Below are 5764 nucleotides of genomic sequence, written 5' to 3'. Positions count from 1 at the left end.
CTATGTAGCGCTTGGCATGAATGTTGTTGCACGCTACATAGAATGAATATTGAATTCCGGATAATAAAGCCTTCTGAGTTAACATTGCCTTCGTAGCTTCTGTGAAGGTTGTTGGATCTACATCAGACATTAGACTTTCAGCTTTTGTTGTTGTTACAGAATTCATAATCGTAACAAGAATAGCRGTACCAATCGAACCGGACACTTGTTGRGCTGTATTATTAACAGCTGTACCGTGCGGATTCAAGCGAGTTGGCAATTGATTAAGGCCATTTGTCATAAGTGGCATCATCACCATCGCCATCCCAAACATCCGCAGTGTGTAAATAAGAATAATATGTGTGTGACTAGAGTCAATTTGCAGGTTTGCCAACATATAAGTTGAAACAGCTGTTATGGAAAGTCCTACTATGCCAAGAATCCGAGGGCCATATTTATCAAATAGTTTACCTGTAATTGGTGACATAACCCCCATTATTACCGCACCTGGAAGCATCATCAGCCCAGAGTTCAGCGGCGAAATGCCACGGACGTTTTGTACATAAGCTGGTGTTAAAATCATACCTGAAAACATGGCCACCGCGTTGACAATTGCAATTACAGACGCAAGTGCAAACATTGGGTACTTGTAAACACGTAAATCCAATAACGGCTCATTCATTTTTAATTGACGGACAATGAAAGTAATTAGGGCAATAGCGCCTATAATTAAGGTTGCTAAGACAACTTTATCCGTCCAACCATCTGAGCTTGCAGAACTGAACCCATATAACAAACCGCCAAAACCGACAGAAGATAATAGTAATGAGAGATAATCAAGTTTTGCATTTTTGTTTTGTTTCATGACATTCTCAGATTTCCAAATCCCTAACAGTAAGCTAATRATYGCTAACGGTAAAATCATTTCRAAAAGCAAACGCCAGTCATAATACTCTACAATATARCCTGATAGTGTCGGTCCAATTGCTGGAGCTGTAATCATAACTARTCCAAAAATMCCCATTGCTGTTCCCCTTTTTTCTCTTGGGAAGCTTACTAGCATAATATTCATTAACAAAGGCCCCATGACTGAAGAACCTGCTGCTTGAACCATCCGGCCAGTAAGTAATAAACCAAAGTTCGGCGCTAAAGCCGCTAAGGCAGTACCAAGAATAAAAATCACCATGGATGTAATAAATAAGCTCCTATTTGAGAAGCGGGTTATTAAAAATGCTGATGCCGGAATTAATATACCACTAACAAGCATATACCCTGTAGAAAGCCACTGAATCGTTGAATAATCTTTAATGTCTAAATCCTTCATTATTGATGGCAAAGCTACATTTAAAAGCGAGTTATTTAAAAATGAAACAAATGCCCCAATAAAAAGAATTACAAGCATTAAATATGGTGGTTTTCTTTTATGTAATGTTTCACTCATATATTTATTTGCTCCTTCATTATAAATTGCATTGATTAGTTTAAATCGTTTTCATATCTGCACAAAAATACATTACCCTTGCAGTATTTTGCCAAACTCTTCGCATGGATATTCTCTTTTTAGTAATTCCACTTGCTCAACATAACATTTTAAATCTTTTTTATTGACTAAATCCTTTATAAAGTGAAACTTTAATCAGTGGGGCTTTTATAGGCAGCCCAGCCCCCATCTAACTTCTTTGTTTTGAGGCAAGGGTCTTACTGCCCACAAATAGCGGGATAAATCAACAAGACCACGCACCCATTCCTTTAAATTCGGGCTTGTAGATCTAGTTATGTAACCATCCATAAAAAGGAATATTGCATAGGCTAAGTCTAACGTTACATTTTTAAAGTGAGGGGAATAAGCKTATGCACCAATATTGGTATTTGAATKCARAGGGAAACKGKGARCAATATAATARCCAAATTTCAATGKCATCATTATATTCACAGCCCCAAATAACCAAAGCTGAGGGAATGAATGGTCCGAAGATTCCTGAGAATTGGAGTGATCGAGTCTATCCAGTTGGTTGGGATTCATCAACCAATTATACGGGTTTCAATCCAAAGCCCCCTCCCTTCTCTTTGGGCCAGCCAAGCGATTATGTAGGGATGATGCCCCAAGGACATCCTGCTAATTGGGCTCCATTACCAGGCTATGCAGGTTTCAATTTTCAAAAACCCCCCTTCCCCTGGGCCCAACCATTCAATCATACGGGGATGTTCGCACAAGGGCATCTTGCCGCTTTACTATCGCCGCCARCCAARGCTTTTAAYTTTARTACCAATAATTGGGGTGTTTTTGGAAATCCTCCAGGATGGGGAGGTCAGGTAAATCCCATAGGATGGGGTGGTCCGTGGTCCCCAATGGGATGGGGGAATAACGGAGGTAACGGCCAGCCGGGAATGTTTGGAAACTTACTTACAGTAGGAAAAGGCACCATGAATGGAATAGGAATGATTAGTAGTCTAATCGGTATGGGAAAGTTCTTCTTTTAGTTAATTAGAACGGGAGGATAGGTCCGTAGCCCAGACTAAAAAAACATTTCCTTTTCCATTGATTTAATCTTCTCAAATTTCTTTTTATAAACTAATATCTTTTTTGAAATATCTAATGGATCTGGGCAAAACATAATAAAAAGTACAATGCCAGCTAAAATAAATGCTGTTGCTGATAAAATGAATAGGCCTGTAAGTGATGGAACAACAATAAAAAGAGCAAAATCAATCATATACTTTTATTCAGCTAACTTCTCTCCCGTAACAATCCAAAACAAAGTGGCTGCTTTTTTTCTGTTAATTGAGCATACCGATTATCTCCCGCCATTATTTCTACTTTATCCTTATTAGAACTAATCCAAATTTGATATACCACAGCTTTCGCTTCTATTTCGGTGTTTCTATTATGTAATTATAGTGTTTTTTGACATTTGATCATTATAAATTTAAATGGAGGTTTATTTTCCATATTTTTATGCGGCTCCAAAATTTCCGTAGTTTCCATCAGTCCATATTTTCCAAAGTCTTGTTTTACCGAGTCCATATCATAAAAGTACATTTTTACCCCTTCCATTATCTCGAAGTAGTCTTTATCCAGTTGTTTACCCTTCCCAAACATTGGGGCATCTTTAGAAATAGTAGTAAAAATCATATATCCGTTTGGCTTTAATTGRTTATARCAATCTTTAATAAACTTCTCTCTCTCATCCTTATTCAAYAAATGAATAAGTGCATAASAAAATATRCCATCATACAGTTTGTTATCAAAAGGCATATCCGTWACTGAACCATGGAAGAAATCAGCATTAAGTTCATTTGCCCTCGCCAATTCAATCGCTGTTTTTGAAATTTCAATACCTGTTACATGTATTCCGTTATCAATAAAAASCTTTGCATTTCTRCCRTRYCCAATACCAGGAATCAATATATCCTTCACTTTMTTTTCAAGGAAAAWRTCCTTCGTCAARATTGCGGARTCTGMAGSTTCAAATCCCCACATCATTTGATTTTCTATAAAACTTGCTTCCCAAAATTCTGTCATATCTCAATCTCCTTTATAAATATTAGCTCTCTTTTTTAAAAATCTACTGTTGCCTATGTAACTCTTTTGTTGGACATAACACAGTCATGCCCTCTTTCATTGAATGTAGCAACGTTATCGCATATTCACGAAATTGTATCAAATTTCAACATTAATTAAAAACAAAAAGCATTGGATACCCAATGCTTTTTACACTTACGCAAACAGAGACGTATTCGCATATAAAGCTGGCGAGCCACCTGAATGTACGAATAAAATGTTGTCCTCTTTATTAAATTTACCTTTTCTAATTAAATCGATTAGTCCTGCTACTGCTTTACCTGTATACACTGGGTCAAGTAAAATACCTTCTGTTTTCGCAAGTAACTGAACTGCTTCAACCATTTCTGGTGTTGGTAAAGCGTATCCTGGCCCTACATATTCATCAAAGCATGTAACATTGTCGCGTGAAATAGAGTTTGGGATACCAACATGCGCTGAAGTTTCCTCTACAAGTTTTGCTACTTTCTCTTCTTGCTCTGCTTTTCCTCTACTTACATTTATTCCGATTACAGGAATTTTGCTTTGTGTTCCGGAAAAACCAGTAATTAAACCAGCATGCATACCAGCGCTACCACTTACACAAACAACTGAACTGAAATCAATTCCTTGCTCGAATGATTGAGCCATAATTTCTTGCGCACAAGCAATGTAACCCATCGCGCCAGTAGGGTTCGATCCACCAACTGGAATGACATATGGTGTATTTCCTTTTTCACTTACTTCTTTCGCTACTTTATGCATTTCTTCCATAAGGTCTGYTCCGTTYGGCACAACAATTACRTTTTCAGCACCTAATAAATGATATAAGAAATAGTTTCCRTTAAAGTCTSGCTTTKCTTCTGGCTCAAGCCCTTCTTCTAACACAAGAATACATTTCATTTTYTCTTTTACCGCAGCTGCAAGTGTTAGACGACAATGGTTTGACTGAATACCACCAGCTGTAATTAACGTATCTGCACCTTTTGCCTGTGCATCCGCAACTAGAAACTCTAACTTTCTCGTCTTATTACCACCAGCTGTTAAACCAAGTAAATCATCTCGTTTAAAATAAATAGTTGGCCCACCAAGTGCTTCAGAAAAATTGTTTAACTTTTCAATTGGTGTATATGATTCTGTATATTTTTTTCTCGGGAATTTAGCTAAGTTCATCAATAACGCTCCTTTTATACTCTTTCACAGTAAATGTAACCATACTATTATTACATGTAAAAATGATGAAGTCACCTTTCCTGATTAAAAATGTATCGAAATTTGGTAAATGAAATTATATCGGCAATTTTTCAAATTTATCGACCGATTCTTAAATTTTATCGGCGATTCGACATAGAATATCGACTTACCAACAAGAAACGACATATAAAACCCATTTCTCATCAATCAAAAAAGAGCCCACGTATTTAAATGCGGGCTCTCTCCAATCACTTATTTGCCGAAAAACGAAGAAGCTGTGTTAATCCTGCCTCTAAATTCATTTCTCCTTTGTGACGTACATATACAATTTTGTCGCCATCAAACTTTTGGGGTTTTGATGGATTATACGTATTCCACTCGTTCGTTCCTTCTATAGAGTACTCCATATATTCTGTTGCACCGACGATTACATTTTTACTATCATCAGCTGTTACATCTGGTGCCATTTGTGCGATTTTCGCATCACTAATTAATAAATTCTTTATGCCCTTATCTCGTTTATAATCGTAAGCCGTCACGATTACATCGTTACCGTATGCTTTCACTTGCAACCCTTGTTTAAATGAATATCCATCTGGAGCAGTCTTCTCGCCACCATTTGGTCCAGCTGACATCCAGCCTGTTTCAATTCCGCCCGTATTTACAACCGTAAATCCTTTTTCATCTCCGCCTTCAATTTTCTTTTTACCAGCCCAATCTGGTAAGTTTAAATCCCAATGTGTATGACTCGTGAAGAAAACAACTTGCGGATAATCTTTTAATATATCGTACAATTTATCAACATTTAAATAGTCTTGTAAATACGGATTTTGTCTTGATCCAGATACTGTATCAGGTAAAACGTGATGAGAGAAAATGAAAATCGGCTTATTTTTATCTTTTTGACTGTACTCTTCTAAATTTTGTTTTAACCAGCCTAATTGTTCATCACCCATATATACTTCGTCCCACATTTTTGAATCATGGTATTTCATATATTTTTCAGTTCCTAAAAACAAAAGCGGATAACCGTCTAACTCTTTTTTATGA

The 5764-nt window shown here is 36.8% G+C and carries 7 protein-coding genes; 1 reads left to right on the top strand and 6 read right to left on the bottom strand.

Annotation, left to right across the window (positions count from 1 at the left end; genetic code table 11):
* Nucleotides 1-1420, bottom strand: a 1420-nt coding sequence (locus tag AC1DJR_RS15365; RefSeq protein ID WP_477002949.1) for a DHA2 family efflux MFS transporter permease subunit, incomplete at its 3' end; no start/stop codon positions are given.
* 410 nt (nt 1421-1830) lie between these two features.
* On the opposite strand from AC1DJR_RS15365, the gene AC1DJR_RS15360 reads away from it, so the two are divergent.
* The gene (locus AC1DJR_RS15360) at nt 1831-2460 is read left to right on the top strand and encodes a hypothetical protein (RefSeq protein WP_477002948.1); all 630 of its coding nucleotides are present in this window, start codon (nt 1831-1833) and stop codon (nt 2458-2460) included.
* 35 nt (nt 2461-2495) lie between these two features.
* Here the strand turns inward: AC1DJR_RS15360 and AC1DJR_RS15355 are convergent, their stop codons facing one another.
* The 5 genes from AC1DJR_RS15355 to AC1DJR_RS15335 all read right to left on the bottom strand — a co-directional run.
* Nucleotides 2496-2693 carry a hypothetical protein gene (locus AC1DJR_RS15355; RefSeq protein WP_429687481.1) on the bottom strand — a complete coding sequence of 66 codons (198 nt, stop codon included), beginning with the start codon at nt 2691-2693 and terminating at the stop codon, nt 2496-2498.
* A gap of 14 nt (nt 2694-2707) precedes the next feature.
* Entirely contained in the window at nt 2708-2836 is a 129-nt protein-coding gene (locus AC1DJR_RS15350; RefSeq protein ID WP_429687512.1) for a hypothetical protein, read from the bottom strand.
* Nucleotides 2837-2872: 36 nt separating this feature from the next.
* A complete protein-coding gene (locus AC1DJR_RS15345) occupies nt 2873-3502 on the bottom strand; it encodes a class I SAM-dependent methyltransferase (RefSeq protein ID WP_477002947.1) in 630 nt (209 codons plus the stop codon).
* 195 nt (nt 3503-3697) lie between these two features.
* The gene (cuyA, locus tag AC1DJR_RS15340; RefSeq protein ID WP_477002946.1) at nt 3698-4693 is read right to left on the bottom strand and encodes a D-cysteate sulfo-lyase; all 996 of its coding nucleotides are present in this window, start codon (nt 4691-4693) and stop codon (nt 3698-3700) included.
* Between the two features lie 269 nt (nt 4694-4962).
* The coding region (locus tag AC1DJR_RS15335) for a DUF4073 domain-containing protein (RefSeq protein WP_477002945.1) at nt 4963-5764 on the bottom strand (802 nt) is incomplete at its 5' end.

The sequence above is a fragment of the Bacillus sp. 05T31 genome (assembly GCF_056396725.1).
The sequence above is the reverse complement of the archived record's forward strand: the minus strand, read 5'-3'. Positions and strand labels throughout refer to the sequence as shown.